The following is a 26,431-nucleotide window of genomic DNA, read 5'->3' as shown; positions in this document are numbered from 1 at the left end:
CCGACAGCCCCATGACGCTCCTCGCCAAACCCGAACTCCTGGCCCCCGCCGGCACCCTGAAGAACATGCGCTACGCCTTCGCCTACGGCGCCGATGCGGTGTACGCCGGCCAGCCGCGCTACAGCCTGCGGGTGCGCAACAACGAATTCGACCACGCCAACCTGGCCCTCGGCATCCAGGAGGCCCAGGCCCAGGGCAAGCGTTTCTACGTGGTGGTCAACATCGCCCCGCACAACGCCAAGCTCAAGACCTTCCTCAAGGACCTGCAACCGGTCATCGACATGGCCCCGGACGCGCTGATCATGTCCGACCCGGGCCTGATCATGCTGGTGCGCCGGCACTTCCCGCACATGCCGATCCACCTCTCGGTGCAGGCCAACACGGTGAACTGGGCCAGTGTCGAGTTCTGGCAGCAACAGGGGCTGACGCGAATCATCCTGTCCCGGGAACTGTCCCTGGAAGAGATCGAGGAAATCCGCCAGCAAGTACCGGCCATGGAGCTGGAAGTCTTCGTCCACGGCGCCCTGTGCATGGCCTATTCCGGACGCTGCCTGCTGTCGGGCTACATGAACAAGCGCGACGCCAACCAGGGCACCTGCACCAACGCCTGCCGCTGGAAATACAAGGCCGAGCAAGCCACCGAGAACGACCTGGGAGAAATCGTCCAGACCTTCCAGCCGGAGCCGACCCTGGGCCTGGGCGCGCCCACCGACCAGGTGTTCCTGCTGCAGGAAGCCAATCGCCCGGACGAGCTGATGCCAGCCTTCGAGGACGAGCACGGCACCTACATCATGAACGCCAAGGACCTGCGGGCGGTGCAGCACGTGGAGCGCCTGACCCGCATGGGCGTGCACTCGCTGAAGATCGAAGGCCGGACCAAGTCGCACTTCTACTGCGCGCGCACCACCCAGGTGTACCGCCGGGCCATCGACGACGCGGCGGCCGGGCGCGAGTTCGACCGCAGCCTGATGAACGACCTGGAATCCCTGGCCCAGCGCGGCTACACCGAAGGCTTCCTGCGCCGCCATGTGCATGACGAGTACCAGAACTACCAGAACGGCAGCTCGGTCTCGGAGCGCCAGCAGTTCGTCGGCGAACTCACCGGCGAGCGCCGCGACCGCCTGGCCGAAGTCAAGGTCAAGAACCGCTTCGCCGTGGGCGATCACATGGAACTGATGACCCCCAAGGGCAACTTCCACTTCGATCTGCACGAACTGCAGAACGCCAAGGGCGAAGCCATCGACGTGGCCCCGGGGGATGGCCACACCGTGTACCTGCCGATTCCGGATCAGGTCGACCTGCGCTTCGCCCTGCTGATGCGCGACATCAGCGCCTGACTCGGCGCACGGACCGCGCCTTGTAGCCACGGCAGCGCTGGCGATGCCTGGCCCGCGCGACAACACTGCTGGGGCCTTTTCCGGGCCTTGCGGCCCAGGCTGCGGCTACAGCGGGCGCCCTCAGATACGGAACTGCCCCACCAACCGGCCCAGGCGCTGGCCCAGGTCCGCCAGGCTGCGGGAGGTCTGGGCCCCGCGCTGGGTTTCATCGGCGACGCTGTCCACCGCCACGGCGATCTGGTGCACGCTGCGGTTGATCTCCTCGGCCACCGCGGTCTGCTCCTCGGCGGCACTGGCAATCTGCGCGTTCATCGAATTGATGGTGCCGATCAGCTGGGCCATGGTGTCCAGCGACGCCCCGGCTTCGTTGGCTTTCACCGAGGTGCCGTCGCCGGCGTCGCTGGAGCGGCGCATGGCGTCCACCGCCACCCGGGTGCCCTGCTGCAGACGGTCGATCATGCCCTGGATTTCCTGAGTGCTCTGCTGGGTGCGGCTGGCCAGGGCGCGGACCTCGTCGGCGACCACGGCAAAACCGCGCCCGGCCTCCCCGGCCCGGGCCGCCTCGATGGCGGCGTTGAGCGCCAGCAGGTTGGTCTGTTCGGCAATCGAGCGGATCACGTCCAGCACGCTGACAATCGACGACACGTCCTGCTGCAAGCTGTCCAGGGAGGTGCCGCTGTTGCGGATATCGCTGACCAGGGAGTGGATCTGCTGGATGCTGCCGTCCACCACGCGCTTGGCCGCCTGGCCTTCTTCATCGGTCTGTTGCGCGGCCACCGCTGCGCCCTGGGCACTGCGCGCCACTTCCTGGGCCGCCGAAGACATCTCATTGATCGCCGTGGCCACCTGATCGGTCTCGTGGCGCTGGCGCTCCATGGCCTGCTCGGAGCGGTGCGCCTGATCCGAGACCTGGGTCACCAGCTCGGTGAGCTGCCCGGTCATCTCGGTGATCTGCCGCACCAGGCTGTGGATTTTGTCGACAAAGCGGTTGAACGACCCGGCCAGCTGCCCCAGTTCATCCTGGCTGGTGATCGCCAGGCGCCGGGTCAGGTCGCCTTCACCGGCGGCGATGTCATCGAGGTTGGCCTTCATCAGGTTCAGCGGCCGCAACATGGTGTTGGCCACCAGAATGCCCAGGCCCGCGATCACCAGCAGCACCACCGCGGCGATCCCGAGAATGCTCAGGACCATGCCTTCCATGCGCTGGTTGACGCTGTTCTCGACCGCCGCCACCTGAGCATCGATGCCATCGAGGTTGACCGAGGTGCCCAGCACCATGTCCCACTTGGGCAGGTATTCGGTGTAGCCCAGCTTGGGCACCAGCACGTCGCTGCCCGGCTGGGTCGAGCTGTATTGCACGTAGTGACTGCCGTCCTTGCCGACCCGCACCAGCTCGCGGTTGACGTAGACCCCGTTGGGGTCGCGGTTGTCCTTGAAGCTCTTGCCCACGCCATCGGCGCTATTGCCCTTGAACAGGCGCACGGTTTCGGAGTCGTAGCCGAAGAAGTAGCCGTCCTTGCCGTAGCTGATGTTCGACAGCAGCTTGACCACCTCGGCCCGGGCCGCCTGATCCCCGGGTGCCGCCGCGTCGTACAGCGGCTTGACCGTGTTCAAGGCCACCTCGACATAGCTCTGCAGCGTGGCCTTGGCCTCGCCCAGCAAGCGCTGACGGGTTTCCTCGACTTCTTTCTGCGCCTGCTGGCGCAGCATGAATACCGTGCTCAGGCTGATCACCAGCGCAAACAACAGCACCGGGAGGACTGCCAGGGACAGGACTTTGGCCTTCAGGCTCAAGCGCATAGGGGGCTCACTCTTGGTTTTTTATTGGCGTGATAACCGCGTTAACGGCACGCCACCGCAAAAGTTGAGCCTAGCCCCATAGGCGCCGGCTTGTCGGCGAACAAGCCGACAAACCCTGTAGCGCCTTGAAAGACGCCTTCGCCGGCAAGCCGGCTCCAGCCTGTCAGGAGTCAGAGGACCATGGCCGCGACCCAGCCGAAGGCCAGCAGCGGCAGGTTGTAGTGCAGGAAGGTCGGGACCACGGTGTCCCAGATATGGTGGTGCTGGCCATCGATGTTCAGGCCCGAGGTCGGCCCCAGGGTCGAGTCCGAGGCCGGCGAGCCCGCATCCCCCAGCGCCCCGGCGGTGCCGACGATGCAGACGATCGCCAGCGGGCTGAAACCCAGTTGCACACACAGCGGCACGAAGATCGCCGCGAGGATCGGCACCGTGGAAAACGACGAGCCGATGCCCATGGTCACCAGCAGCCCCACCAGCAGCATCAGCAAGGCGCCCACGCCCTTGCTGTGACCGATCCACGCCGCCGAGGCCTGGACCAGCGAGTTGACCTCGCCGGTGGCCTTCATCACTTCGGCAAAGCCCGAGGCGGCGATCATGATGAAGCCGATCATGGCCATCATCTTCATGCCTTCGGTGAACAGCTCGTCCGTCTCGCGCCAGCGCACGATGCCCGACACCGAGAAAATCAGAAACCCGCACAAGGCGCCGATAATCATCGAGTCCAGCAGCAACTGGATGACGAACGCAGCGACGATAGCCGCCGCCGCCACCAGCAGGGTCCGCGGGTTGTACTGCACCGCCACCTGCTCGACCTTCTCGATCCGGTCCAGGTCGTACACGCGCTTCTTGCGGTAGCTGAAGAACGCCAGCAGCAAGCCGCAAAGCATGCCCAGGGCGGGAATGCCCATGGCGTGGGTGACGTTGATCTGGCTGACGTCGACCCCGCTGCGGGCCACGTTGGCCAGGAGGATCTCGTTGAGGAAGATGTTGCCGAAGCCCACCGGCAGGAACATGTAGGGGGTGATCAGGCCGAAGGTGATGACGCAGGCGATCAGCCGCCGGTCCAGTTGCAACTTGGTCAGCACATACAGCAGCGGCGGCACCAGCAGCGGAATAAAGGCAATGTGGATCGGCAGGATGTTCTGCGAGGCAATCGCCACCACCCACAGCAGGCCGATCAGCAGCCACTTGACCCGGCCGCCGCCGTGGGCGTCCTGGCGATCCACCAGCAGCAGGATCTTGTCCGCCAGGGCGTGGGCCAGCCCGGACTTGGCGATGGCCACGGCGAACGCGCCGAGCAAGGCGTAGGACAAGGCCACGGTGGCGCCACCGCCCAGGCCGCTGTTGAACGCCTTGAGCGTGGCCTCGATCCCCAGGCCGCCGGTCAGGCCGCCCACCAGCGCGCCAACGATCAGGGCGATCACTACATGCACGCGGGACAGGCTGAGCACCAACATCACGCCAACCGCGGCAATTACTGCGTTAATCATCGTTACCTCATTACTGCACCAGCAAAAATGGCGCAAAAGCCTGTGACCGACCGGAAGGCAGCGGGCTGCCGACATCGAAATGAAATGGGTTCTTATTAGGGGGGCGCACTTTGCAGCAGCCGACCCGGCTTGTCAAAACCCCGCCCCCGCCCCCGTAGGAGCGAGCTGGCTCGCCAAGCCCCCAAGACCCACCCCGTACCCGTGACCAGGGAGCTTGCTCGCGTCGGGCTGCACAGCAGCCCGAGAGCCTCACGGCTTATTTCGAACAAGCGTTTAAAGAACACCGTTGGTCGGCCGCTACAGTGCAAAGTCTCAGATATTTATCGAATAAAGGACGTCTCCATGTCGCTCAGACAACTTTCCATCCAATGGAAGATCACCCTGCTGGCCGGACTCTGCCTGTTGGGCATCGTCTCGCTGTTGGTGGGGCTTTCGCTGTATCGCATGGAGCACAGCTCCGAGCTGGTCAAGGCCTCGAGCATGGAGATGCTCAACGAAGCCGCCCAGGCGCGGATCGAGGCTCAGGGTGAAGTCCAGGCGTTGGGCATTCGCCAGCAGTTCATGGACGCCTACCAGTACGGCCACGGGTTCTCGCGCCAGGTGTTGTTCCTCCGCGAACAGGCGGAAAAGCGCTTTCTCGATGCCTTCGACCTGCGCGAGGACCTGACCCGCCAGGTCAAGTCGGCGCTGCAGGCCAACCCCGACCTGCTGGGCCTGTCCCTGGTGTTCGAAGCCAACGCCCTGGATGGCAAGGACGAGTTGTTCAGCGGCCAGGGCGAGCTGGGCAGCAACGAAAAGGGCCGCTTTGCCCTGTACTGGTCCCAGCCCACTCCGGGCAAGCTGACCTCCATGGCGCTGCCGGAAAGCGACATGAGCGACACCCGCAGCGGCCCCAGCGGCGAACCGGCCAATGCCTGGTTCACCTGCCCACGCAGCACCCTCAAGCCCTGCGTGATCGAACCCTACTTCTATGACATCGACGGCCAGAAGGTGCTGATGACCAGCATCGTCTTCCCGCTGATGGTCAACGGCAAAGTCATCGCCTCGCTGTCGGTGGACATCAACCTCAACAGCCTGCAGGCCGTCAGCCGCAATGCCAGCCAGAAGCTCTACGCCGGCCAGACCAGCGTCAGCATCATTAGCCCGGTGGGCCTGCTGGCCGGCTACAGCCCGGATGCCGGCAAGCTCAGCCAGCGCCTGGACAGCGTCGACAGCGTCAACGGCGCCGAACTGATCCGCCAGTTGGCCAACAGCACCCAGACCCACAGCCTGCACAGCAACCATGAGCTCAAGGTGCTCGCGCCCTTTACCCCGATCCCCGGCGGCAAGCCCTGGGGCGTGCTGCTGGACGTGCCGGAGAGCGTCCTGGTGGGCCCGGCCGAAACCCTGAAAAACGAGCTGGACGCCGGCAACCGCAGCGGCACCCTGATGGAGCTGGGCCTGGGCCTGCTGGCGGCGGTGGTGGGCCTGCTGCTGGTGTGGCTGATGGCCCGCAGCGTGACCCGGCCGATCCTCGGCGTGGCCCAGATGCTCGAAGACATTGCCAGCGGCGAAGGCGACCTGACCCGGCGCCTGGCCTACGACAAGCAGGACGAGCTGGGCCAGCTGGCCGGCTGGTTCAACCGTTTCCTCGACAAGCTGCAACCGATCATTGCCGAAGTGAAACGCTCGGTGCAGGACGCCCGCGGCACTGCCGACCAGTCATCGGCCATCGCCACCCAGACCAGCGCCGGCATGGAACAGCAGTATCGCCAGGTGGATCAGGTGGCCACCGCCTCCCACGAAATGAGCGCCACCGCCCAGGACGTGGCCCGCAGCGCGGCCCAGGCCGCCCAGGCGGCGCGGGACGCCGACCAGGCCACGCAACAGGGCCTGACGGTGATCGACCGCACCACCCGCAGCATCGACCAGCTGGCCGCCGACATGAGCGCCGCCATGACCCAGGTCGAAGGCCTGGCCGCCAACAGCGAACAGATCGGCACGGTACTGGAAGTGATCCGCTCGATTGCCGAGCAGACCAACCTGCTGGCCCTCAACGCCGCCATCGAAGCTGCCCGGGCCGGGGAAGCCGGGCGCGGTTTCGCGGTGGTGGCCGACGAAGTGCGCAACCTGGCCCAGCGCACCCAGGAATCGGTGGAGGAAACCCGCCAGGTGATCGAGCAACTGCAGACCGGCACCCGGGATGTGGTGGGTTCGATGAACAACAGCCATCGCCAGGCCCAGGGCAGCGTCGAGCAGGTGGGTCAGGCCGTGACCGCCCTGCGCCAGATCGGCGATGCGGTGACGGTGATCAGCGACATGAACCTGCAGATCGCCAGCGCCGCCGAACAGCAGAGCGCGGTGGCCGAAGAGATCAACAGCAACGTGGCGACCATTCGCGATGTCACCGAGTCGCTGTCGGAACAGGCCAATGAATCGGCGCGGGTCAGCCAGTCGCTCAACAGTCTGGCCAACCAGCAACAGAGCCTGATGGACCAGTTCCGCGTCTGACCTGTAGCCGCTGCCGCAGGCTGCGATAGCCACCCTTGAGGAGGCCAAAGGCCCTTCGGGCCTTGTCGCAGCCTCGCCGTGGCTCGGCAGCGGCTACAGGCTGCAAACGGTCTGGGCGGCACTCCGTTGCGGGGACGCAAAGTTCCAGAATGCGTCAGGGTTCGACGGTTGATCGACCGCCGGGGCGCCGAACCCAGCGCCCGGCGGGTTCAGCGCCTGGGCAGCTCGATCTCCACCCGCAAGCCGCCCCACTCGCTGTCCCCCAGGCTCAGGGTGCCGCCGCAGGCGTCGACAATGTCGCGCACGATGCCCAGGCCCAGCCCATGGCCATGGGTCTGTTCATCCAGCCGTGCGCCGCGACTGAACACCTCGCTACGCCGCGCTTCGGGAATACCCGGGCCGTCGTCCTCCACCCGCAGGCAAAAGCCCTGCGGCCGCTCCTCGATGCTCAGGCGCACCTGGGCATCGGCCCATTTGCAGGCGTTGTCCAGCAGATTGCCCAGCAGCTCCAGCAGGTCTTCCCGGTCCCAGGGCAGGCGCAGCCCCGGTGGCGCCTGGTAACTCAAGTCCAGGTGCTGGCCATGGATCATGTTCAAGGTCGCCAGCAAGCCCGGCAGTTCGGCATCGCATTCGAACAGCACCCCGGGCAACGCATCCCCCGCCAGCCGCGCGCGGTTGAGTTCGCGATTGAGGCGTTGCTGCACCTGCTGCAATTGCTCCAGCAACACCCTGCGCACCTCGGGGTGGCCCTCGAGCTTGGGCCCCGACGCCAGACTCAGGAGTACCGCCAGCGGGGTTTTCAAGGCGTGGCCAAGGTTGCCCAGGGCGTTGCGCGAGCGGTTCAGGCTGTCCTCGGTGTGGGCCAGCAAATGGTTGATCTGCGCCACCAACGGCTCCAGCTCCAGCGGCACCTGGGCGTCCAGTTGCGAGCGCTGGCCCTGCTGCAACTGGGCGATCTGCTCACGGGCGGTTTCCAGGGGACGCAGGGCCCGGCGCACGGTCATGCGCTGCAGCAGCAGGATCAGCAGCAACCCGGCCAGCCCCAGGCCAAGACCGACCTGACGCATGCGCTGGAAGCTCTCGCGCACCGGGGTGTAGTCCTGGGCCACGCTGATCGAGATCGATTGCCCGAGGCGCTTGTAGTCACTGCGCAGCACCAGCAGTTGCTGGCCTTCCGGCCCCAGTTGCAGGTCGCTTTGCAGGCCGGCGCGCTGCAGCTGCGGCAGCTCCTGATCCCACAGGGAACGGGAACGCCAATGCACGTCGGCAAAATCGATACGAAAGTAATGCCCGGAAAAGGGCCGCTGATAGGCCGGCGACAGGCGCCGCTCGTCCAGCTGCAAGCCTTGCGGCCCCCGCACCAGCGCCAGCAGCAGGCTCTCGCTGTCTTCCCGCAGCCCGGCCTCCAGGTAACGCTGCAGGCCCACTTCGAACAGCCAGAGGCTGGTCTGGGCCAGCACCAGACCGACCACCAGCATCACCGTGATCAGGCCCAGGCTCAGGCGCCGCTGGATCGACCTCACGAATCAGTCCCGCCGAACAGGTAGCCCTGGCCGCGGCGGGTTTCGATCACCTCGCGGCCCAGCTTGCGCCGCAGGTGGTTGACGTGGACTTCAAGGACGTTGGAATCACGCTCGGTTTCACCGTCGTAGAGGTGTTCGGCCAAGTGGCTTTTGGACAGGATCTGCTGCGGGTGCAGCATGAAATAGCGCAGCAGGCGGAACTCGGCGGCGGTCAGCAGCACGTCCTGGCCGTCGCGAACCACGCATTGCCGGCCTTCATCCAGGTGCAACCCGGCGGCTTGCAAGGTCTGCTGATTGGCCTGGCCGTGGGAGCGCCGCAGCAGGGCCTGGACCCGCAGGTGCAGCTCCTCGGGATGAAAAGGCTTGCTCAGGTAATCGTCGGCGCCGGCCTTGAGCCCCTCGATGCGCTCGGCCCAGGAACCGCGGGCGGTGAGCACCAGCACCGGGGTCGCCAGCCCGTCCGCGCGCCACTGGCGCAACACGTCCAGGCCCGGCACCCCGGGCAGGCCGAGGTCGAGAATGATCAGGTCGTAGGGTTCGCTGGCGCCCTGGTACAGCGCGTCGCGGCCGTCGGCCAGCCAGTCCACGGCGTAGCCCTGGAGTTTCAGGCCTTCGAGCAGTTCATCGGCCAGGGATACGTGATCTTCCACCACAAGCAGGCGCATCAGTCGTCTTCCTCATCTTTCAACAGGCGCCCGGTGGCGGCGTCCAGGTCCAGCTCGCGGACCACGCCGTCCAGGGTCAACAGCTCGACCTCATAAATGTACAGATCATGTTTTTCCTCCAGCTCGGCTTCCAGCAGCCGGGCCCCGGGGTAACGGTCCAGGGCCTGCTTGAGCAATTGCTCCAGGGGCAGGATCACCCCCCGCTGGCGCAGGCGCAGAGCCTCGTCCTGGTCCAGGTCGCGGGCCATGGCCAGGGAGCAGAACAGCAGCGCCAGGGCGGCGCAGCTGCCGGCGATGCGCAGAGTCCGGTTCATTAAGTGTCCTGATGATCCTTGAGAACCTGGCCGCTCACCGCGTCCAGTTCCAGGTCCCATTCCAGTCCCTGCGGGTCGCGCAGTTCAACCTGGTAGATGTACTTGCCGTACTCCTCTTCCAGCTCGGTTTCACTGATGCTCGCCCCAGGATGCCGGGACAGGGCCGTGGCATTGAGTTTTTCAAAGGACACAATGGTACCAGCGTCGCGCAGCCGCAGGGCTTCGTCCGGGCCCAGGTCGCGGGCATGGGCCGGGCTGGCGACCAGGCTGGTGGTCAGAGCGATGAGGCTGGCGCTGAACAGCGCGGTCAGGGTTTTCATGGCGGTTCTCCAAAGTCGCAGGCCAAAAAGCCGATGCCGCCGACGATACCCAAGGCAACTTAATTGAAACTGAATCGCCATCATCGGCCTGACAGAACTTTCACTCGGCCCCCGGCGCCCGGGTTCTCTATACTCGGCGGCTGATTCAAGAGTGAGCCCGGTATGACCGCCATCCATATCAAGTTTCCCGCCCTGACCCTCAAGGCCGGCCCCCGCGCCCTGGCCCGCATCCGCCGCCAAGGCCTGCACGCCGGCGAAGTCGGCACCTTGCCGGGCGCCGCCGGCGGCCCCAAGGCCCTGGGCATTCAGGGCCTGGACCTGGCGCTGTTCGGTGAATGGCTGCCCGCCGCGCCCCGCGAGCGCTCGCTGATCGGTGCTTCAGTGGGTTCCTGGCGCTTCGCCAGCGCCTGCCTGCCGGACGCCGCCGAAGGCATCCGCCGCCTGGGCCAGCTGTACAACGCCCAGACTTTCGCCAAGGGCGTGAGCATGGCGCAGATCAGCCACAGCTCCCAGCGCATGCTCGACGACCTGCTCGATGGCCGCGACGCGTCGATCCTCGACAACCCTCACTACCGACTGAACATCATGGTGGTCAAAAGCCACGGCCTGCTGGCGGACGATCATCGCGGGCGCCTTGGCCTGGGCCTGTCCTCGGTGATCGCCGACAACCTGCGGGGCCGCGCGCGGCTGTCGCGGCACTTCGAGCGCCTGGTGCTGCACGACCCGCGCCTGGCCCCGCCGCTGCAGGCCCTGGAGGACTTCCCCTCGCGCTTCGTGCCCCTGGATCGCGGCAACCTGCGCCAGGCGCTGCTGGCCTCGGGCTCGATCCCCATGGTCATGCAGGGCGTGCGCGAACTGCCCGGCGCCGGGGCCGGCACCTTCCGCGACGGCGGCCTGCTGGACTACCACCTGGACCTGCCCTACAGCGGCAGCGACATCGTGCTCTACCCGCACTTCACCGACCGGGTGATCCCCGGCTGGTTCGACAAGACCCTGCCCTGGCGCCGCGCCAGCCCCGAACGCCTGCGCGACGTCCTGCTGCTGGCGCCGTCGAAGGAATACCTGGCGCGCCTGCCCTACGGCAAGCTGCCGGACCGCAACGACTTCAAGCGCTTCATGGGCGACGATGCCGGCCGGCAAAAATACTGGCGCAGCGCCATGGACGAAAGCCGGCGCCTGGGCGACGAATTCCTCGAACTGGCGGCGCAGAACCGCCTGGGCGAGCGCCTGCAGAGCCTGTGAATCCGCCCCGGGCTGTGCATTGACCCTTTAGTCAGGGTTTTTCCGCAGCCTGGGAGCCAAGCTGATAAACTCGCCGCCTGCCTCAACTCGCCCGCGGGCGACGCCACCTGACAGAGCTGACCGACACTGTGGAAATCTTCAAAGAATTTACCTTCGAATCCGCCCATCGCCTGCCTTTCGTGCCCGAGGGCCACAAGTGCGGCCGCCTGCACGGCCACTCGTTCAAGGTGGCGATCCACCTCAGTGGCGAGGTCGACGCGCACACCGGCTGGATTCGCGACTTCTCGGAAATCAAGGCGATCTTCAAACCGCTTTACGAGCGCCTGGACCACAACTACCTGAACGACATCCCCGGCCTGGAAAACCCCACCAGCGAAGTCCTGGCCAAGTGGATCTGGAACGAGCTCAAGCCGTTGCTGCCGGAGCTGAGCGCGATCCGCATCCACGAAACCTGCACCAGCGGCTGCATCTATCGCGGCGAATAAGCCGTGCCCTGCGCGGCTGGGCAGCGCTGGTGACGCCGAATCAGTGATCGGCCGGGAGTACCGCGTTTACCGCCTTTGGGGGGGCGCTGCCCCCCAGCGCGAGCATGCTCCCTCGCCACAGAAGAGATCCAGCTGCCCATGAGCCCACGTATCTACCTCGCCGGTTTCGATGTGTTTCGCAGCGACGCCCTGGCCCATGGCAAGTACCTCAAGCAACTGTGCAGCGCCCAGGGCCTGCACGGCCTGTTCCCCCTGGATCACCAGGCGCCGCAGCACCTCTCGCCAGAAGCCACCGCGCAGTGGATCTGCCAGCAGAACCTGGCCATGATCCGCGGCTGCGACGCTCTGCTGGCCAACCTCAACGACTTTCGCGGCCTGGAGCCGGATTCCGGCACCGCCTTTGAAGTGGGCGTGGCCATCGCCCTGGGCAAGCCGGTGTGGGCCTACTTCAGCGGCCCCGCGACCCTGCGCCAGCAGGTGCCCCATGACGCCCAGGGCCATGATGCCCAAGGCTTTGCGGTGGAAGACTTCAATCTGCCGCGCAACCTGATGCTGGCCTGCACCTGGAGCGGTCGCAGCACCTGTGTGGAAACAGCCATCGGTGACCTCGGGCACTGGTTGAACGCAACCCCTGCGGCCCACTGAAGATAACCAGCAGCGTCACTTTCTGCCGAAAACGACCCCATCGGACAAAAGCCTTGTTTTGTCGCGAAGGCCGATGTTATGTTTCTAACACGAATTACAAAAATGAAATTCATATAACATTTTCCGCGAAGCCCTGGCGAGATGGTCATGGACAAGAACAGTTTCCAAGTCACCCTGGAACAGCAGTTTGCAAGCCTGACGCCCACCGGCAAGCGCATCGCCACCTACCTGCTGGCCAACCTCCAGCAATTGCCCTTCGAGACTGCCGACAGCATCGCCCAGCAAGCCGGCACCACCGGCATTTCCGTGGGGCGCTTCCTGCGCTCGCTGGGCTACCGCAACCTGGATGACGTCAAGCAAGGCCTGCGCGGCGATGCCCCGGCCTCCTGGCTGATCACCGACCGGCTTGGCGCGTTTCGCAGCGAGGCGCATCAGGACGACGCCCTGGAGCGCTCGATGCATCGCGAGATCGAGGCCATCCAGCACGTCTACGGCCTGGCCCGCAGCCAGGTGTTCGCCGACATCGTGCGGCAGATCGTCGAGGCCGACGCGGTGTTCATCATCGGCATCCAGTCGACCCGGGGCATCCTCAATGCCTTCCACAGCCACCTGGAATACATCCGGCCCAAGGTCTACTACGTCGACGGCCTGTCGGGCATCTACGCGGAAACCCTGAACTCGGGCTTCGCCAAGCCCTACGCGATCATTTCCGACTTTCGCGCCTACTCCGCCATCACCCAGACCTTCTGCGAAGTGGCCAACGCCAACGCCCTGCCCCTGGCCCTGGTCACCGACCTGCAGTGCCCCTGGGCCCGGGACTACCCGCTGGACCTGCTGCAACTGAAAACCGATGTCGGCCAGTTCTGGGATTCCCTGGCGCCGCTGACCTGCCTGTTCAACCTGATGGTGTCCGCCGTGGCCGAGGGCTATGGCGCGCGCCTGGATGAGCGCCTGGCGAAGAACCGAGCGTTGCAGGAAGCCTTCGGCCAGTTCGAATCCTGACCTTCAAGCGTGCCCCAAGATGGAGTGAGTGAGTGAACAACAGCCCCCTTGTCGAAATCGACGCCCAGCGCCACCAACTGGAAATCGACCTGGTCTACGCCAGCGCCGACAACCTGGCCGGCCAGGTGATCTACCGCAACGCCCGCTGCCTGCTGCACAAGGACGCCGCGGCCTGCCTGTACAAGGCCAGCCAGCTGGCGCGCATGGCCGGCCTGGGCCTGCGCATCTACGACGCCTATCGCCCGGCCTACGCCCAGCAACTGCTGTGGCAGGCCCTGCCCAACCCGGACTACGTGCGCGATCCGCGCCTGGGCTCGCACCACACCCGGGGCGTGGCCGTGGACCTGACCCTGGTGGATGAATCGGGCCAGCCCCTGGACATGGGCACCGCCTTCGATGCCATGGAGCCCAAGTCGCACCAGTTCTACCGCGACCTGCCGCCCCAGGTGCAGCGCAATCGCCTGATGCTGCTGGGGATCATGCTCAGCGCCGGCTTCGAGGCGATCCCCACCGAGTGGTGGCACTACGAGCTGCCCAACGCCGAGGACTTTCCCCTGATCCAGGAGCACGACCAGCCCTTCGAACACTGATCTCCCGTTCCCCAACCGGCCACAACAACAGGCAGCCCACTGCCCCAAGCCGGTCGTACTGCAACACCGCTTCAGCAACAACTGCCCGGTTATAGCTTTTATAAAAAACCTGACGAACTTCCCAACATCGAATGATCAAGGAAACCGGCATGACCCCCAATCTGCGCAATAACCCTGATGTGCGTCTGTCCACCCGTGTCGCCCTGTCGCTGCTGTGCGCCGCCCTGAGCCTGGGCACCTGGCAGGCGGCCAGCGCCGCCGCGCCCAAGGACACCCTGATGATCGGCAAGGCCGCCGACCCGCAGACCCTCGACCCGGCCGTGACCATCGACAACAACGACTGGGCCGTGACCTACCCGGCCTACCAGAAGCTGGTGACCTACAAGGTCGAGAACGGCAAGGGCAGCACCGAAGTCCAGGGCGACCTGGCCGAGAGCTGGAGCACCTCCGCCGACAACCTGACCTGGGACTTCAAGCTCAAGCCGGGCAACAAGTTCGACGACGGCAAGCCGGTGGACGCCGCCGCAGTGAAGTTCTCCTTCGACCGCCTGATGCAGCTCAAGCAAGGCCCGTCCGGGGCTTTCCCGGATGACATGAGCGTGGCCGTGGTCGACCCGCTGACCGTGCGCTTCACCCTGAAGAAGCCCTACGCGCCCTTCCTCTACACCCTGGCCCACAACGGCGGCGGCATCATCAACCCGGACGTGGCCAACAAGGGCGAAGACGTCAACGCCTACCTCTCGACCCACACCGCCGGCTCCGGGGCCTTCCGCCTGAGCAACTGGCAGAAAGGCCAGGCGCTGACGCTGGAACCCAACAGCTACTACGCAGGCCCCAAGCCGAGCCTGAACAAGGTGGTGATCAAGATCATCAGCGAGGCCTCGGTGCGCCGCCTGCAACTGGAACGCGGCGACCTGGACATCATCGAGGACATGCCCGAAGACCAGCTCGGCACCCTGGCCGGCAAGTCCGGGGTGGTGATCCAGACCTTCCCCTCGCTGCGGGTCAACTACCTGTACCTGAACAACCAGCGTGCGCCCCTGGACAACGTCGAGGCGCGCCAGGCACTGGTCCAGGCCATCGACTACAAAGGCATCGTCGACGGCATCCTCAAGGGCCAGGCCAAGCTGATGAACGGGCCGATCCCCGACGGCATGTGGGCCCACGACCCAAGCCTGCCGCTGATGCAGCAGAATCTGGACGGCGCCAAGGCCAGCCTGGCCAAGGTGCCGCAGAAGATCAGCAACCTGACCTACCTGTACTCGGACAAGGACGCCAACTGGGAGTCCATCGGCCTGACCCTGCAAGCGGGCCTGGCGCCCCTGGGCATCAACCTGAAGATGGAAAAACTGGCCAACGCCACCATGCGTGAACGGGTCGGCAAGGGTGACTACGACGTGGCCATCGGCTCCTGGAGCCCGGACTTCGCCGACCCCTACATGTTCATGAACTTCTGGTTCGACTCCAGCCTGCAAGGCCTGCCGGGCAACCGCTCGTTCTACAGCAACCCGGAAGTCGACAGCCTGATCCGCGAGGCGGCGGCCACCAACGACACCGCCCAGCGCATCGAGCTGTACCAGAAGGCGCAGAAGATCGTCCTCAAGGACAACGTCTACGCCTACCTGTACCAGAAGAACTACAGCCTGCCGATGCGCGATTCGGTGAAGGGCTACGTGTTCCATCCGATGCTGGAACAGGTGTTCAACATCGCCGAAATCAGCAAGTAGGACCGGCCCTGCAATCCCCGTCGCCAGCCCCTGAACCGGGCCGGCGCCGGGTGGCCGTGTCCCCGCTGCGGGGCCGTTATGGCCCCTGCCGTTCGTCAAGCGTTAACGAGGTTGCCTCATGGCCTTCCTGAATATGTTGCGCAAACGCCTGCTCGGCCTGTTGCTGGTCGTGATCGGGGTTTCGCTGATTACCTTCACCATCTCGCACCTGATTCCCGGTGACCCGGCGCGGCTGATCGCCGGCGACCGGGCCAGCGATGCCATCGTGCAGAACATCCGCCACCAACTGGGCCTGGACCTGCCGCTGTACCAGCAATACGGGCGCTACATGCTCGACCTGCTGCACGGCGACCTGGGCACTTCGATCCGCACCAGCCGCCCGGTGCTGGAGGACCTGCAGACCTTCTTCCCGGCCACCCTGGAGCTGGCCCTGGCCGCCCTGCTGCTGTCGGTGCTGGTGGGCGTGCCGCTGGGGGTGCTGTCGGCGGTCTACCACAACCGCTTTATCGACCAGATCGCCCGCACCCTGGCGGTCACCGGGATCTCCACCCCGGCGTTCTGGCTGGGCCTGGGGCTGATCCTGCTGTTCTACGGCAACCTGGGCTGGCTGCCCGGCAGCGGGCGCCTGGACGAAGGCCTGGAGCCGCCGCCAACCATCAGCGGCTTCTACCTGATCGATTCGCTGCTGGCCGGGGACATCCCGCTGTTTTTCAATGCCCTGCAGCACCTGATCCTGCCCGCCGTGACCCTGGGTTTCGTCAACCTCGGGGTGGTGGCGCGGCAGATCCGCTCGGCGATGCTCGACCAGCTCGGCGAGGACTACATCCGCACCGCCCGGGCCTACGGCCTGTCGCGCTGGGCGGTGATCCTGCGCCACGCCCTGCCCAATGCGCTGATCCCCTCGGTGACGGTGCTCGGCCTGACCCTCGGCGATCTGCTGTACGGCGCGGTGCTGACCGAGACGGTGTTCGCCTGGCCGGGCATGGGCGCCTACGTGGTGAAGTCGATCCAGGCCCTGGATTTCCCGGCGGTGATGGGCTTCGCCATCCTGGTGTCGTTCATTTATGTGCTGCTGAACATGGCGATCGACCTGTTGTACCGGGTGATCGACCCGCGCATTGGCGAGGTAAGTTGAGATGTCCGCTCCCTTGATCGTTCCCCTGCCACAACCCACCGCCCAGGCCAGCGGCTGGCGTACGCGCCTGGCCTACCTGGGCTACCGCGTGCGGCAAAGTCCGCTGACCATCGCCGGGCTGTGCATGACCCTGCTGGTGCTGTTGTGCATGGCCTTTGCGCCCTGGCTGTCGAGCCATGACCCCAATGCCCTGAACCTGGCCCAGCGCCTGGCCGCCCCCAGCGCCGCCCACTGGTTCGGCACCGACGAAGTCGGCCGCGACCTGTTCAGCCGGGTGCTCCACGGCAGCCGCCAGTCGGTGGGCGTGGGCCTGTTCGTGGCCTTCGCCTCATGCCTGGCCGGGGGCCTGTTGGGCTGCCTGTCGGGGATCATCGGCGGGCGCTTCGACAGCCTGATCATGCGCCTGATGGACATCATGCTCTCGGTGCCGTCGCTGGTGCTGATCATGGCCCTGGCCGCCGCCCTGGGCCCGAGCCTGTTCAACGCCATGCTGGCGATCACCCTGGTGCGCATTCCGTTCTACGTGCGCCTGGCCCGGGGCCAGGCCCTGAGCATCCGCCAGATGGGCTACGTCAAGGCGGCCCAGACCTACGGCGCCGGGCGCTGGCACATCGTCAGCTGGCACGTAGGGCGCAACGCCATGCCGCCATTGCTGGTGCAACTGAGCCTGGACATCGGCAGCGCCATCCTCATGGCCTCGGCCCTGGGCTTCATCGGCCTGGGGGCGCAACAGCCCACCGCCGAATGGGGGGCGATGGTGGCTACCGGGCGCAACTTCATCCTCGACAACTGGTGGTACTCGACCTTTCCCGGGCTGGCGATCCTGTTCACCGCCACCGGCTTCAACCTGCTGGGTGACGGCATCCGTGACCTGCTCGATCCACGGCAACAGGGGAAATGACCATGAGCTCATCCGCCGTTCTCAACATCGACAACCTGAGCCTGGAATTCCCCGCCTACCGCAGCAACGTACAGGCCCTCAACGGCGTGTCGCTGCACGTCAACCCGGGGGAAATCGTCGGCGTGGTCGGCGAATCCGGCTCGGGCAAGTCGGTGACCGCCATGCTCAGCCTGCGCCTGCTGCCCGAGCGCAGCTACCGCGTCACCTCCGGCAGCCTGAGCCTGCTGGGCCGGGACATGCTCGCCACCCCGGAAAAGCAGCTGCTGCAGATCCGTGGCCGCGACGCAGCGATGATCTTCCAGGAGCCGATGACCGCCCTCAACCCGACCCGGCGCATCGGCCGGCAGATGCTCGACGTGATCATCCATCACCAGCGCCTGAGCCAGGACCAGGCCCGGGCCAAGGCCATCGCCCTGCTGCGGGACATGCACATTGCCGACCCCGAGCAGGTGCTCCAGGCCTACCCCTTCGAGCTGTCCGGCGGCATGCGCCAGCGGGTGATGATCGCCCTGGCATTTTCCTGCGATCCGCAGTTGCTGATTGCCGACGAGCCGACCACTGCCCTGGACGTCACCGTGCAGCGCCAGGTGCTGCTGTTGCTGCGCGAGAAGGCCCGGCAACGGGGCACCGCGATCCTCTTGATCACCCACGATATGGCGGTGGTCTCGCAGTTCTGCGACCGGGTCTATGTGATGTACACCGGCGCCGTGGTGGAGCAAGGCAGCACCGCCCAGGTCATGCTCGACCCACAGCATCCCTACACCCGCGGCCTGCTCAGCGGCCTGCCGGAACAGGTGGCCCCCGGCGCGCCGCTGCTGACCATTCCCGGGCAGGTGCCGAACCTCGCCCACCTGCCCGCTGGCTGCACCTTCCGCGAGCGCTGCCCGCAGGCCATGGCGGTGTGTGCCCAACGGCCACCGCTGCATTCGATCAACGCCTGCGAGCAGCGCAAGAGCGCCTGCTGGCTGGCCGCCCCGGAGTCCGCCCAATGACCGCCCCTCAATCCCACACCGGCAACGCGCCGCTGCTGCGGCTCAACGACGTGCAAGTGCGCTTCCCCCTGAGCAATGACTGGCTGGGCCGGCCCCGGGCCTTCGCCCACGCGCTGAACGGCATCGACCTGGAACTGCGCCCCGGGGAAACCCTGGGCATCGTCGGCGAGTCCGGCTGCGGCAAAAGCACCCTGGCGCAACTGCTGATGGGCCTGGTCCAGCCCAGCAGCGGCGACCTGCGCTGGGCCTACGCCAGCGACCGCGAGCGCCACAGCCATGTGCAGATCGTGTTCCAGGACCCGCAATCGTCCCTCGACCCGCGCCTGCCGATCTGGAAGATCATCACCGAGCCGCTGTTCGCCCTGGGCAACACCCCGGCCGGGCAGATGCGCGAGATCGCCGCCAAGGTCGCGCAACAGGTAGGCATCCGCGGCGAATACCTGGAGCGCTACCCGCACCAGTTCTCCGGCGGCCAGCGCCAGCGCATCGCCATTGCCCGGGCCCTGGCGTCGAACCCGGACATCATCGTCCTCGACGAGCCGACCTCGGCCCTGGACATCTCGGTGCAGGCGCAGATCCTCAACCTGCTGGCGGACCTGCAACGCAGCCGCGGCCTGACCTTCGTGCTGATCTCGCACAACGTCTCGGTGGTGCGGCACATGGCCGACCGGGTGGCGGTGATGTACCTGGGGCAGATCGTCGAACTGGGCAGCGCCGAGCAGGTGCTGGAGCGCCCGCGCCACCCCTATACCCAGCTGTTGCTAGATGCGGTGCCACGCCTCGGCGCGCCGCTGGCGGACAGCCAGGTTTCAGCGCCCACCGAACTGCCGGGCAACCGCAAGCTGCCCAGTGGCTGTTTCTTCTTCGACCGCTGCAGCCGTCGCGGCCCGGGTTGCGAACAGCCGCAAGCGCTGCTGGGCGATGCGACGCAGCAAGTGCGTTGCCATCGGCAGGATCTCGCGGGGTGATCCAACAGCACCACGCCGCCTGCCACGGCGTGGTGCTTGCTCCCTGCTCGCCAAGGGCTTAAAACAAGCGCCTTCTCTCTGACGTCGCAGGAACCCCTCCCATGGAAAGCCACTGGCTGACCCACGCCAAACGCCTGCAAGCCATCGCCTCCACCGGCCTGCACTTTTGCCAGGACGTGCACGACCGCGAGCGCTACCAGGAAATCGCCGACATCGCCCACGACATGCTCGCGCAACTGGGCAACGTGCCCCTGGAACGCATCACCGATCTGGTTTCGGACTTTGCCCAGCGCTACTCGACGCCGATGGTCGAAGTGCGCGGCGCGCTGATCGAGGACGGCAAGATTCTGCTAGTGCGCGAACAGCACGACGGCCTCTGGGCCCTGCCCGGGGGTTATGCCGACGTCGGCCTGTCGGCCAGCGAAAACGTGATCAAGGAAATCCACGAAGAAGCCGGGCTCGAGGTGTCGGTACGCGCCTTGTACGGCGTCCGGCACAAGGCCAAGGGCCCCTACAAGGCCGATCACCGCGACTTCTACAAGCTGTACTTTCTCTGCGAGCGCCACGGCGGCCCGGCCCCGGTAGCCGGCAGCGAAGCCACCGAGGCCGGCTTCTTCGCCCCCGACCAGTTGCCGCCGCTTTCCCTGGGCCGCACCGTTGAACGGGATATTCAGGAGGCCTTCGACTTCCACGCGGGCCGGCGCAGCGTGGCCCTGTTCGACTGAGCGTGACACCGCCAATGTAAAGCAACCTGGACATGGAAAAACGCCCCGCCTAATGTAAAGGACACTTTACTAAAAGGAGATTGCCCATGGGCAGCAAACGCTATTTCGTCGAATTCAGCCTGGCCTTGCTGGCCTACATCGCCTGCGTGATTTTGAGCAGCCACTGGCTGGCGGACCTGAACCCGGGCCCGGGCAAGATCGCCCTGGCCCTGGTGCCGGTGATCCCCATGGTGGCCATGGCCCTGGCGGTGGTCCGCCAGTTGCGGCGCATGGACGAACTGGCCCGGCGCATCCAGCTCGAAGCTTTGGGTCTGTCCTTTGTCTGCACCGCGCTGATCACCTTCAGCTACGGCTTCCTGGAAACCGCCGGCCTGCCCCGGCTCTCGATGTTCTACGTATGGCCCGTGATGGGCCTGGTCTGGGCCCTGGCCACGGTGGCCGGCGTGCGGCGCTACCGATGAACAACCAACTGCGCGAACTGCGCACCCTCAAAGGCTGGTCCCAGGCCGAACTGGCCACCCGGCTAGAGGTGTCCCGGCAGACGGTGAATGCCATCGAGACCGGGCGCTACGACCCCAGCCTGCCCCTGGCATTCAAGATTGCCCGGGCCTTCGAGATGCCCATTGAAAGCATTTTCACTCCCGACGCGGACTGACTGCCGGTGAACCAATCTGGCCCGGGGGTGCACTTCTTTCGCCCCTGGGCCACAGGCACCCGGTGCAGGGGCACGGGCATCGGCTATAACTGCTGGGGCGCCCGGCCCTGCCGTCAAGGATTGGCACGGCGTCTGCAACAGCGTGGCATCACTGCGACCAGGGACAGGCCCATGAACCAGCACCAACCCGGCAACGACTACCCCTTGAGCGAAGTTCCACAGCACGCCCGCAAGGGCCTGGCCTCCATGGCCATGGTGCTGCTGGGCTTCACCTTCTTCACCGCCACCATGTTCGCCGGCGGCAAGCTGGGGGTGGCGTTCGACTTCACCACCCTGCTGCTGGTGATCCTGGTCGGCAACTTGCTGCTGGGAATCTACGCCGCGAGCCTGGGCTACATCGCCTTCAAGAGCGGGCTGAACACGGTGCTGATGGGGCGCTTCTGCTTCGGTGAGCGGGGCAGCAAGCTCAGCGACCTGATCCTGGGTTTCACCCAGATCGGCTGGTACGCCTGGGGCACCGCCACCGCCGCGGTGGTGCTGGGCAAGTACTTCCAGCTCGATCCGGGCGCGGTGCTGGGGCTGATGCTGCTGTTCGGCATGGCCTTCTGCGCCACCGCCTATATCGGTTATCGCGGCCTGGAGATCCTGTCGTGGATCGCGGTGCCGGCCATGGGCCTGCTGCTGGTGCTGTCGATGGCGGTGGCGACCACCCAGGTCGGCGGCCTGGACGGCCTGCTGGCCCGCAGCGCCAGCCTGGACCTGTCCACCGCCCTGACCCTGGTGTTCGGCACCTTTGTCAGCGGTGCGACCCAAGCCACCAACTGGACCCGTTTCTCGCGCTCGGCGCGGGTGGCGGTCAGCGCCAGCCTGATCGGCTTCTGCCTCGGCAATGGCCTGATGGTGCTGATCGGGGCCTACGGCGCCATCGTCTACCAGCAGCCGGACGTGGTCGAAGTGCTGTTGCTGCAGGGCTTTGCCACGGCCGCCATGGCCATGCTGCTGTTGAACATCTGGAGCACCCAGGACAACACCATCTACAACTTCGCCGTGGCCGGCTGCAACCTGCTGCGCACCGACCGGCGCAAGACCGTGACCCTGGTGGGCGCGCTGATCGGCACCCTGCTGGCGATGCTCGGCATGTACGACTTGCTGGTGCCCTACCTGGTGCTGCTGGGCACGGTGATTCCGCCGATTGGCGGGGTGATCATGGCCGACTTCTTCTACCGCTGGCGCGGCCGCTACCCGCGTCTGGCCGACAGCCAGTTGCCGGACTGGAACTGGCCGGGCCTGGCCGCCTACGGCCTGGGCACCCTGGCGGCGTTCTGCTCGCCCTGGGTCGCACCGCTGGTGGGCATCGCCGTGGCCAGCCTGAGTCATGTGCTGTTCAGCGCCTGGCGCGGCGCGCGCTCCAGCGCCGGCGCCGAGGCCCGGGGCTGAACCCGCGCCTTGCTCATTCGACGCGCTCCGGGTCTATCATGGCCCGGTCACGCAACACCCTGTCCCTGCCCAGCGGCCCGGTCACGGCCGGCGCAGGGACAGTCCAATGACCGTGGGACAAGGGCCAGCGCCCGGATCTCACGGCGCCACCACTGATTGCCCGACTCGAGGAATTGCCCCGATGCTGATCACCAACGCCCGCCTGCGCCACCGTGAAGGTCTGCACCAACTGCACCTGGAAAACGGCCGCATCGCCCGCATTGTCCTGCAAGGCCCGGACGCTCCCACCGCCGCGCCGGCCTTCGGCCCCGAACACCTGGATGCCGCTGGCAACCTGGTGGTGCCGCCCTTCGTCGAACCGCACATTCACCTGGACGCCACCCTGACCGCCGGCGAGCCGCGCTGGAACATGAGCGGCACCCTGTTCGAAGGCATCGAATGCTGGGGCGAACGCAAGGCCAGCATCACCGCCGAAGACACCCGCACCCGCGCCCACAAGACCATTCGCGCCCTGGCCGCCCACGGTATCCAGCACGTGCGCACCCATGTCGACGTCACCGATCCCGACCTCACCGCCCTCAAGGCCATGCTCGAAGTGCGCGAGCAGACCGGGCACCTGATCGATATGCAGATCGTCGCCTTCCCTCAAGAGGGCATCGAATCGTTCCGCAACGGTCGCGAACTGATGGAGGAAGCCATCCGCCTGGGCGCCGACGTGGTGGGCGGCATTCCGCACTTCGAATACACCCGCGACCAGGGCGTGAGTTCGGTGAAATTCCTCATGGACCTGGCCGAACGCACCGGTTGCCTGGTGGACGTGCACTGCGACGAAACCGACGACCCGCACTCGCGCTTTCTCGAAGTGCTGGCCGAAGAAGCCCGCAGCCGCGACATGGGCTCACGGGTCAGCGCCAGCCACACCACCGCCATGGGCTCCTACGACAACGCCTACTGCGCCAAGCTGTTTCGCCTGCTCGGGCATTCGGGCATCAGCTTCGTCTCCTGCCCCACCGAGAGCATTCACCTGCAGGGGCGCTTCGACAGCTTCCCGAAACGCCGCGGCGTGACCCGGGTCAAGGAGCTGCTGGATGCCGGGATGAACGTCTGCTTCGGCCAGGACTCGATCGTCGATCCCTGGTACCCCCTGGGTAACGGCAACATCCTGCGGGTGCTCGAAGCCGGCCTGCACATCTGCCACATGCTCGGCTACAGCAACCTGCAAAGCGCTCTGGACCTGGTCACCGACAACAGCGCCAAGGCCCTGGCCCTGGGCGAGGGTTACGGCATCGAGGAGGGCCGCCCGGCGAACCTGCTGATCCTCTCGGCCGACAGCGACTACGAAATGCTCCGCAGCCAGGGCTTGCCGCTGTACTCGATCCGCCACGGCAAGGTGCTGATGCAACGGCAGATGGCCCAGGTGCAACTGGCCGGCGACTGACGGTGGCGATGCCTACTTGACCCGAAACGGCCGGGCCGCCATGAACGCCACCGGCAACAGCGGCAGGGCAAGGATCGTCAACACGCCGTCCGCGGTGAGGGTGACCGGCGTCAGCAGCACCTGGCCGACCTTGCTCTTCTCGCGGTACGCCGAGAAATTCAGGGTGTAGGTGCTGTTCAACGGGTTGGCCGGGTAGGCGCTGATATCCCGCTTGGACTCAAAGCGGCTGCCGCGAATGGCATAGCGGTGCAGCAGGGCGTTCTGCGACCTTGCGACGACGAAGCCCAACGCCCGGGCTTCATCGATCTGCCTGGCGTCGAGCCGGTCCGGCTCGGGAATCCTCAGGACCAGCTCGCCCTCCAGGTTCTGCCACGCATTGACGAGGATCGGCGAAAACTCGGCCTGCATTTTTCCATGCAGGTCCGACTTGATGGCCTTGAGCAACTCAGGATCGACCCTCACCAAGTAGTGATAGCGCTTGCCAAGGATGACAAAGCTCTGCGCGTCCGCCGTGATGTAGAACTGGCTGACGGTTTCGGTATAGACCTCGTTGCTGGCTCGGCTTTCGTACAGCCTACTGGTCAGGCAGCCGCCCAGGCTGCCAGCGACCGCAGCCCCCAAGGCCATGAGCGTGCCTTTGAGCAAAGCGCGGCGGGGCGTTCCCTTTTGCATGTCGAGTCCTTTCGGTAAATGCGGGCTGTATCCAGAGACGAGCCGCGAGGGCCGCCACCCTATAGAAACTCCCGCCGTTTTGCACTCCGCTACCGCCACTTAGGCGTCCTCACTCAGGCAGTGCCTGCGCCGTGCCGAACAGGCTCACCCGGGTCAACACGCCATCGCGCTCTTGCAACATCAAGGGCGCAGTGCCGCCAGGCATCAGCACTTCGACCCGTCCGGCCTGGACCCAGCCCACCCGCCACGCCGCGCAAGCCACGGCGCTGGCGCTGGTGCCCGACGACGCGGTCGGCCCTTCGCCGCGCTCGAACACCCGGGCGACGATGCGCTGCGCCGACTGGCGCATCGCCCATTGCAGGTTGACCCCCGCCGGGCACGGCTCGCCGCGGCCCTGAGGCCAGGCAAAGGCGACGGCGGTCAGGCCCTCGGTCAGGGGCGCCTGGAGCATCTGCGGGTTGCTCGGCAAGGCCTCGGCCTCCTCCACCAGGGTCACGCAGTGAGGGTTGCCGATGCGCACGAACTGGCTCTGCTCCCACAGCGGGTTCAACGCCTGCAACGGCGCCACTCGGCTCAGCTCGCGACCGTTGAAGGTCACGGCTTGCACGCCCATCGCCGCGACCGCCTCGGGCCCGAAGGACGGCTGGCCCAGATCCAGCCAGAAGCCCTGCTGCCCCGCCACTTGCGCCGGCTCCACCACCGTGGCCAGCGGCGAGGCGCCGGTGGGTTGATCGTGATGCACCTGCAACAGCGTCGGTCCCTGGGTGGCCAGCAGGCCCTGTTCGGCCAGGGCCTGGGAAAAGATCGTCAGGCCATTGCCGCTGCGCTCGGCCAGGGTGCCGTCGGTGTTGACGATCAACAGATCGAAGGGCGCCCGAGCCTGGAACGGCCCCACCAGCAGACCGTCGCAGCGGTGGGCCTTGGCCCCGGGCGGGCGGGTGCCCGGCGCCCAGTCGCAGAGCGCGGCGATCGCCTGTTCCGCCCACAGGCGCCGGTCCCGGGCCGCCTGGGCCGCGTTGTCGGGCAAGGCAATTCCCAGGCCGCGCAGCGCAGCGGGCGCCACCACACCATAGAGATTGCCCCGTGCATCGTAGAACGCCGCCATCACACCGCCTCCAGAAAAAAACCAGCCGCTGACATTACGGAGAATGCCGCGGCTCCACCAGAGGGCAACGCCGGCCCGGCCAACGCCACCTGCCGCAGCAGGTCCGGGGCTTGTGGCTGTTCTCGGGCCAGCGCCGCAAGCACCCTGAACGTCAACCGGTGGTGGGCACGTCCAGGCCGACCTTGACCCGGTTCATCGCCACCAGGGTCTTGAAGCGCTTGACGTTGGCGTTGTCGAAGAACAGCTCGCGGGTCAGCTGGGTGTACTGGGCCATGTTGCGCACGCAGAAAATCAGCACGAAGTCGCACTCGCCGGCCACGTAGTAGCACTGCTGGACCTGGGGGCAGGCCTGGAAGCTGCGCTTGAGCGCGTCGATCTGGTCGATGCGCTCACTCTCCACTTCCACCTCGACGATGATGCTCAGCTCGTGCCCCAGGGCATCCGGCGCGACGATGGCGCTGTAGCGCTCGATCACGCCCTCGTCGCAGAGGCGCTTGAGCCGCCGGTTGACCGCGGCGGTGGACAGGTTGACCCGCAGCCCGAGTTCGCTTTGCGCGGTGCTGGCGTCACGCTGCAGCTCGGCGAGCAACTTCAGGTCATAGGCGTCGAGACTGGCATTCATGGGCAGGAAAACTCCGGGGGGCGAACGGCACGCGCAGCAATGTTTTTGTGCAAAGCGACCGATTATGCGAAACAAACCGCCGGCTTGCGCAGGATTATTTGCCGCCCTGGCCCGCCGCCCCGACGATGACTGCAACCTTCACCGGCTGGAT

25 protein-coding genes and 3 pseudogenes are annotated in these 26,431 nt (G+C 66.1%); 18 read left to right on the top strand and 10 right to left on the bottom strand.

Annotated features, from left to right (window positions below):
- Nucleotides 1-11: 11 nt before the first annotated feature.
- Nucleotides 12-1,337 (top strand): tRNA 5-hydroxyuridine modification protein YegQ, encoded by a 1,326-nt coding sequence (gene yegQ / locus GGI48_RS25825; protein ID WP_016965585.1) that lies wholly within the window; start codon nt 12-14, stop codon nt 1,335-1,337.
- Between the two features lie 120 nt (nt 1,338-1,457).
- Here the strand turns inward: yegQ and GGI48_RS31660 are convergent.
- The 3 genes and pseudogenes from GGI48_RS31660 to GGI48_RS25815 form a co-directional block, all read right to left on the bottom strand.
- Nucleotides 1,458-2,048: pseudogene (locus GGI48_RS31660) on the bottom strand (methyl-accepting chemotaxis protein); the annotation flags it as partial.
- Between the two features lie 315 nt (nt 2,049-2,363).
- Nucleotides 2,364-3,047, bottom strand: a pseudogene (locus GGI48_RS31655) (cache domain-containing protein); the annotation flags it as partial.
- A gap of 260 nt (nt 3,048-3,307) precedes the next feature.
- Nucleotides 3,308-4,624: a Na+/H+ antiporter family protein gene (locus GGI48_RS25815; RefSeq protein ID WP_179602130.1), complete on the bottom strand. Its 1,317-nt coding sequence runs from the start codon at nt 4,622-4,624 to the stop codon at nt 3,308-3,310.
- A gap of 345 nt (nt 4,625-4,969) precedes the next feature.
- Between GGI48_RS25815 and GGI48_RS31650 the strand changes: the two are divergent.
- Both GGI48_RS31650 and GGI48_RS31645 read left to right on the top strand, forming a co-directional pair.
- Nucleotides 4,970-6,211, top strand: a pseudogene (locus GGI48_RS31650) (chemotaxis protein); the annotation flags it as partial.
- Nucleotides 6,212-6,361: 150 nt separating this feature from the next.
- Nucleotides 6,362-7,117, top strand: coding sequence for a methyl-accepting chemotaxis protein (locus GGI48_RS31645; RefSeq protein ID WP_371826206.1), 756 nt, complete (start codon nt 6,362-6,364; stop codon nt 7,115-7,117).
- A 209-nt stretch (nt 7,118-7,326) separates the two neighbouring features.
- On the opposite strand, the gene GGI48_RS25805 is transcribed toward GGI48_RS31645, so the two are convergent.
- From GGI48_RS25805 to GGI48_RS25790, 4 genes are read right to left on the bottom strand one after another with little or no spacing between them, the layout of a single operon-like run.
- Nucleotides 7,327-8,640: a sensor histidine kinase gene (locus GGI48_RS25805; protein WP_179600668.1), complete on the bottom strand. Its 1,314-nt coding sequence runs from the start codon at nt 8,638-8,640 to the stop codon at nt 7,327-7,329.
- Nucleotides 8,637-9,305 carry a response regulator transcription factor gene (locus GGI48_RS25800; RefSeq protein WP_103742009.1) on the bottom strand — a complete coding sequence of 223 codons (669 nt, stop codon included), beginning with the start codon at nt 9,303-9,305 and terminating at the stop codon, nt 8,637-8,639. Before GGI48_RS25800 ends, GGI48_RS25805 begins: the two co-directional genes overlap by 4 nt.
- Nucleotides 9,305-9,619: a PepSY domain-containing protein gene (locus GGI48_RS25795; RefSeq protein WP_179600666.1), complete on the bottom strand. Its 315-nt coding sequence runs from the start codon at nt 9,617-9,619 to the stop codon at nt 9,305-9,307. Before GGI48_RS25795 ends, GGI48_RS25800 begins: the two co-directional genes overlap by 1 nt.
- On the bottom strand, nt 9,619-9,939 hold the full coding sequence (locus GGI48_RS25790) for a PepSY domain-containing protein (protein ID WP_179600664.1): 321 nt from the start codon (nt 9,937-9,939) through the stop codon (nt 9,619-9,621). Before GGI48_RS25790 ends, GGI48_RS25795 begins: the two co-directional genes overlap by 1 nt.
- A 162-nt stretch (nt 9,940-10,101) precedes the next feature.
- On the opposite strand from GGI48_RS25790, the gene GGI48_RS25785 reads away from it, so the two are divergent.
- From GGI48_RS25785 to codA, 15 genes are all read left to right on the top strand, one after another.
- Nucleotides 10,102-11,181: a hypothetical protein gene (locus GGI48_RS25785; protein WP_047305369.1), complete on the top strand. Its 1,080-nt coding sequence runs from the start codon at nt 10,102-10,104 to the stop codon at nt 11,179-11,181.
- Nucleotides 11,182-11,309: 128 nt separating this feature from the next.
- On the top strand, nt 11,310-11,666 hold the full coding sequence (gene queD, locus GGI48_RS25780) for a 6-carboxytetrahydropterin synthase QueD (RefSeq protein WP_011062303.1): 357 nt from the start codon (nt 11,310-11,312) through the stop codon (nt 11,664-11,666).
- Nucleotides 11,667-11,804: 138 nt separating this feature from the next.
- Complete coding sequence (locus tag GGI48_RS25775) at nt 11,805-12,311, top strand: nucleoside 2-deoxyribosyltransferase (RefSeq protein WP_179600662.1); 507 nt, start codon at nt 11,805-11,807, stop codon at nt 12,309-12,311.
- A 141-nt stretch (nt 12,312-12,452) separates the two neighbouring features.
- Complete coding sequence (locus tag GGI48_RS25770) at nt 12,453-13,313, top strand: MurR/RpiR family transcriptional regulator (RefSeq protein WP_179600660.1); 861 nt, start codon at nt 12,453-12,455, stop codon at nt 13,311-13,313.
- Nucleotides 13,314-13,345: 32 nt separating this feature from the next.
- Nucleotides 13,346-13,903, top strand: coding sequence for a D-alanyl-D-alanine dipeptidase (gene ddpX / locus GGI48_RS25765; protein WP_016965614.1), 558 nt, complete (start codon nt 13,346-13,348; stop codon nt 13,901-13,903).
- 149 nt (nt 13,904-14,052) lie between these two features.
- A complete protein-coding gene (locus GGI48_RS25760) occupies nt 14,053-15,630 on the top strand; it encodes an ABC transporter substrate-binding protein (protein ID WP_179600658.1) in 1,578 nt (525 codons plus the stop codon).
- A 118-nt stretch (nt 15,631-15,748) separates the two neighbouring features.
- A complete protein-coding gene (locus GGI48_RS25755; protein WP_103742014.1) occupies nt 15,749-16,765 on the top strand; it encodes an ABC transporter permease in 1,017 nt (338 codons plus the stop codon).
- A 1-nt stretch (nt 16,766) separates the two neighbouring features.
- Complete coding sequence (gene ddpC / locus GGI48_RS25750) at nt 16,767-17,666, top strand: D,D-dipeptide ABC transporter permease (protein ID WP_179600657.1); 900 nt, start codon at nt 16,767-16,769, stop codon at nt 17,664-17,666.
- Complete coding sequence (locus tag GGI48_RS25745) at nt 17,663-18,658, top strand: ABC transporter ATP-binding protein (RefSeq protein ID WP_103742016.1); 996 nt, start codon at nt 17,663-17,665, stop codon at nt 18,656-18,658. Before ddpC ends, GGI48_RS25745 begins: the two co-directional genes overlap by 4 nt.
- Nucleotides 18,655-19,626 (top strand): oligopeptide/dipeptide ABC transporter ATP-binding protein, encoded by a 972-nt coding sequence (locus GGI48_RS25740; protein ID WP_179600655.1) that lies wholly within the window; start codon nt 18,655-18,657, stop codon nt 19,624-19,626. The genes GGI48_RS25745 and GGI48_RS25740 overlap by 4 nt, the downstream gene beginning before the upstream one ends.
- Before the next feature lie 101 nt (nt 19,627-19,727).
- Nucleotides 19,728-20,351: an NUDIX hydrolase gene (locus tag GGI48_RS25735; RefSeq protein WP_047305376.1), complete on the top strand. Its 624-nt coding sequence runs from the start codon at nt 19,728-19,730 to the stop codon at nt 20,349-20,351.
- An 86-nt stretch (nt 20,352-20,437) separates the two neighbouring features.
- A complete protein-coding gene (locus GGI48_RS25730) occupies nt 20,438-20,812 on the top strand; it encodes a hypothetical protein (RefSeq protein ID WP_047305377.1) in 375 nt (124 codons plus the stop codon).
- On the top strand, nt 20,809-21,006 hold the full coding sequence (locus tag GGI48_RS25725; RefSeq protein ID WP_016965799.1) for a helix-turn-helix transcriptional regulator: 198 nt from the start codon (nt 20,809-20,811) through the stop codon (nt 21,004-21,006). The genes GGI48_RS25730 and GGI48_RS25725 overlap by 4 nt, the downstream gene beginning before the upstream one ends.
- Nucleotides 21,007-21,177: 171 nt before the next feature.
- Nucleotides 21,178-22,443 carry a cytosine permease gene (codB, locus tag GGI48_RS25720; RefSeq protein WP_179600653.1) on the top strand — a complete coding sequence of 422 codons (1,266 nt, stop codon included), beginning with the start codon at nt 21,178-21,180 and terminating at the stop codon, nt 22,441-22,443.
- A 181-nt stretch (nt 22,444-22,624) separates the two neighbouring features.
- A complete protein-coding gene (gene codA, locus GGI48_RS25715) occupies nt 22,625-23,881 on the top strand; it encodes a cytosine deaminase (RefSeq protein WP_016965653.1) in 1,257 nt (418 codons plus the stop codon).
- A 12-nt stretch (nt 23,882-23,893) separates the two neighbouring features.
- Here codA and GGI48_RS25710 read toward each other — a convergent pair whose 3' ends face one another.
- The 3 genes from GGI48_RS25710 to GGI48_RS25700 form a co-directional block, all read right to left on the bottom strand.
- Nucleotides 23,894-24,553, bottom strand: a complete 660-nt coding sequence (locus GGI48_RS25710) for a hypothetical protein (protein WP_179600651.1) — start codon at nt 24,551-24,553, stop codon at nt 23,894-23,896.
- A gap of 109 nt (nt 24,554-24,662) precedes the next feature.
- The gene (locus GGI48_RS25705; RefSeq protein ID WP_179600649.1) at nt 24,663-25,658 is read right to left on the bottom strand and encodes a diaminopimelate epimerase; all 996 of its coding nucleotides are present in this window, start codon (nt 25,656-25,658) and stop codon (nt 24,663-24,665) included.
- Nucleotides 25,659-25,809: 151 nt separating this feature from the next.
- Entirely contained in the window at nt 25,810-26,280 is a 471-nt protein-coding gene (locus tag GGI48_RS25700) for an Lrp/AsnC family transcriptional regulator (RefSeq protein WP_047305382.1), read from the bottom strand.
- Nucleotides 26,281-26,431 lie beyond the last annotated feature (151 nt).

Source organism: Pseudomonas protegens (genome assembly GCF_013407925.2).
GTDB classification, from domain to species: domain Bacteria; phylum Pseudomonadota; class Gammaproteobacteria; order Pseudomonadales; family Pseudomonadaceae; genus Aquipseudomonas; species Aquipseudomonas fluorescens_AP.
The sequence above is the reverse complement of the archived record's forward strand: the minus strand, read 5'-3'. Positions and strand labels throughout refer to the sequence as shown.

What these genes read in the sequence shown, in the direction of transcription:
- yegQ (WP_016965585.1), top strand. Translation starts at nt 12, where the DNA reads ATGACGCTCCTCGCCAAACCCGAACTCCTGGCCCCCGCCGGCACCCTG.
- GGI48_RS31645 (WP_371826206.1), top strand. Translation starts at nt 6,362, where the DNA reads ATGGAACAGCAGTATCGCCAGGTGGATCAGGTGGCCACCGCCTCCCAC.
- GGI48_RS25800 (WP_103742009.1), bottom strand. Translation starts at nt 9,305, where the DNA reads ATGCGCCTGCTTGTGGTGGAAGATCACGTATCCCTGGCCGATGAACTG.
- GGI48_RS25795 (WP_179600666.1), bottom strand. Translation starts at nt 9,619, where the DNA reads ATGAACCGGACTCTGCGCATCGCCGGCAGCTGCGCCGCCCTGGCGCTG.
- GGI48_RS25790 (WP_179600664.1), bottom strand. Translation starts at nt 9,939, where the DNA reads ATGAAAACCCTGACCGCGCTGTTCAGCGCCAGCCTCATCGCTCTGACC.
- GGI48_RS25785 (WP_047305369.1), top strand. Translation starts at nt 10,102, where the DNA reads ATGACCGCCATCCATATCAAGTTTCCCGCCCTGACCCTCAAGGCCGGC.
- GGI48_RS25775 (WP_179600662.1), top strand. Translation starts at nt 11,805, where the DNA reads ATGAGCCCACGTATCTACCTCGCCGGTTTCGATGTGTTTCGCAGCGAC.
- GGI48_RS25770 (WP_179600660.1), top strand. Translation starts at nt 12,453, where the DNA reads ATGGTCATGGACAAGAACAGTTTCCAAGTCACCCTGGAACAGCAGTTT.
- GGI48_RS25760 (WP_179600658.1), top strand. Translation starts at nt 14,053, where the DNA reads ATGACCCCCAATCTGCGCAATAACCCTGATGTGCGTCTGTCCACCCGT.
- GGI48_RS25755 (WP_103742014.1), top strand. Translation starts at nt 15,749, where the DNA reads ATGGCCTTCCTGAATATGTTGCGCAAACGCCTGCTCGGCCTGTTGCTG.
- ddpC (WP_179600657.1), top strand. Translation starts at nt 16,767, where the DNA reads ATGTCCGCTCCCTTGATCGTTCCCCTGCCACAACCCACCGCCCAGGCC.
- GGI48_RS25745 (WP_103742016.1), top strand. Translation starts at nt 17,663, where the DNA reads ATGACCATGAGCTCATCCGCCGTTCTCAACATCGACAACCTGAGCCTG.
- GGI48_RS25740 (WP_179600655.1), top strand. Translation starts at nt 18,655, where the DNA reads ATGACCGCCCCTCAATCCCACACCGGCAACGCGCCGCTGCTGCGGCTC.
- GGI48_RS25735 (WP_047305376.1), top strand. Translation starts at nt 19,728, where the DNA reads ATGGAAAGCCACTGGCTGACCCACGCCAAACGCCTGCAAGCCATCGCC.
- GGI48_RS25730 (WP_047305377.1), top strand. Translation starts at nt 20,438, where the DNA reads ATGGGCAGCAAACGCTATTTCGTCGAATTCAGCCTGGCCTTGCTGGCC.
- GGI48_RS25725 (WP_016965799.1), top strand. Translation starts at nt 20,809, where the DNA reads ATGAACAACCAACTGCGCGAACTGCGCACCCTCAAAGGCTGGTCCCAG.
- codB (WP_179600653.1), top strand. Translation starts at nt 21,178, where the DNA reads ATGAACCAGCACCAACCCGGCAACGACTACCCCTTGAGCGAAGTTCCA.
- codA (WP_016965653.1), top strand. Translation starts at nt 22,625, where the DNA reads ATGCTGATCACCAACGCCCGCCTGCGCCACCGTGAAGGTCTGCACCAA.
- GGI48_RS25710 (WP_179600651.1), bottom strand. Translation starts at nt 24,553, where the DNA reads ATGCAAAAGGGAACGCCCCGCCGCGCTTTGCTCAAAGGCACGCTCATG.
- GGI48_RS25705 (WP_179600649.1), bottom strand. Translation starts at nt 25,658, where the DNA reads ATGGCGGCGTTCTACGATGCACGGGGCAATCTCTATGGTGTGGTGGCG.
- GGI48_RS25700 (WP_047305382.1), bottom strand. Translation starts at nt 26,280, where the DNA reads ATGAATGCCAGTCTCGACGCCTATGACCTGAAGTTGCTCGCCGAGCTG.